Annotated in this window: 1 protein-coding gene; it reads left to right on the top strand. The window is 44.0% G+C overall.

What is annotated here, in order from left to right; genetic code table 11:
• Positions 1-52 precede the first annotated feature (52 nt).
• Positions 53-1,045 carry a transposase gene (locus tag DW083_RS21900; protein WP_199659207.1) on the top strand — a complete coding sequence of 331 codons (993 nt, stop codon included), beginning with the start codon at positions 53-55 and terminating at the stop codon, positions 1,043-1,045.
• The last annotated feature ends 284 nt before the right edge of the window (positions 1,046-1,329 follow it).

Genomic DNA, 1,329 nt, shown 5'->3' with positions numbered 1-1,329 from the left:
GCCGAAGGTACCCGCTACTCGCAGGAGTTTGCGTCTTTTTTAAAAGAGACATATGGACACATCCCCGGTGACCTGCCGTACACTTGATGATTTTTATCACATTGACGCATCTACTTTAGAAAAGCAGTACAAGGATGTATTAAGCGGTTATCGTACTTGGGAAGAATTGAGTCATGCCGACGACTGGCTCGTCTTCCCCGATAATATTGGTCCCAATCTGGCTATTGATGAGACTTCCTTGTCCAATGGCAATCTCTATACGATCGTCACCAACAGGGACAGGCACTGTCGTGAGATGTGCCTTGTCGCCATTGTTGCAGGGGTTAAATCAGAGACTGTTATAGCTGCCTTACGCCATATTCCCGAGGATCTGTTGGACCGTGTGGAAGAAGTGACACTGGACTTGTCGGACTCGATGCGCAAAATAGTCCGTTCCTGCTTCCGTAAGGCATCTCGTGTGATAGATCGGTTCCATATCCAGAAATTGGCCTGTGATGCCGTACAGGAAATGCGCATTAAGCTCCGCTGGGACGCGATCCAAGAAGCCAACGAAGAGATGGAAGAAGCTAAACTAAATGGGGAATTATATGTGCCTGTAAGATATGAAAATGGAGACTCCAAGAAAGAGCTGTTGGCCAGGAGCCGGTATCTGCTGTTCAAATCATCTGAAAAATGGACTCCATCACAGAAACAGAGAGCCAAAATCCTTTTTAAGGAATATCCGGAACTGGAACAGGCGTATGGACTATGCCATTCACTCAGGATGATTCTGGCTAAGAATACAATAAAAGATGCGGCAAGATTGAGTATGGCCAAATGGTATAACAAGGTGGAAGAGGCAGGGTTCCATGCTTTTAATGTGATCGCAGCAACCTTTTATGAGCATTATGAGGAGATACTTAACTTCTATAATAAGAGGTCCTCTAACGCGGCGGCGGAATCATTTAACGCAAAAATCAAACAGTTCAGAACGGCTTTAAGGGGAGTGGTGGATGAAAAATTCTTCCTCTTTAGATTAGCCAAGATTTATGGTTATCCAAAATGAGGAGGCGGCGAGCCGCTCGGCAGCTGAACCCCCAAAAGTGAGTTTAATGTAAAAAGCGGGAGATAGATGATCTACTATTCTCCCGCTCACACATAGTTATCGTTTTAGTTAACTTATATACTGAAGAGTTTAACTCTTTCAGCCTGCCCCCTCGAACCCACCACTGCCATTCAGCACTATCCTTTTTTCAAAGGGTCTTGATTTAAATGGATAAGCATAAATCTATATATTTCTTTGCTTACGTGACAAAGGAAGGCCTTATATTTGACGTAAACAAATAAAAA

Source organism: Parabacteroides sp. AF48-14 (genome assembly GCF_003477465.1).
Classification (GTDB): domain Bacteria; phylum Bacteroidota; class Bacteroidia; order Bacteroidales; family Tannerellaceae; genus Parabacteroides; species Parabacteroides acidifaciens.
This window is presented reverse-complemented; position numbering and strand designations above follow the sequence as displayed.

What these genes read in the sequence shown, in the direction of transcription:
- DW083_RS21900 (WP_199659207.1), top strand. Translation starts at nt 53, where the DNA reads ATGGACACATCCCCGGTGACCTGCCGTACACTTGATGATTTTTATCAC.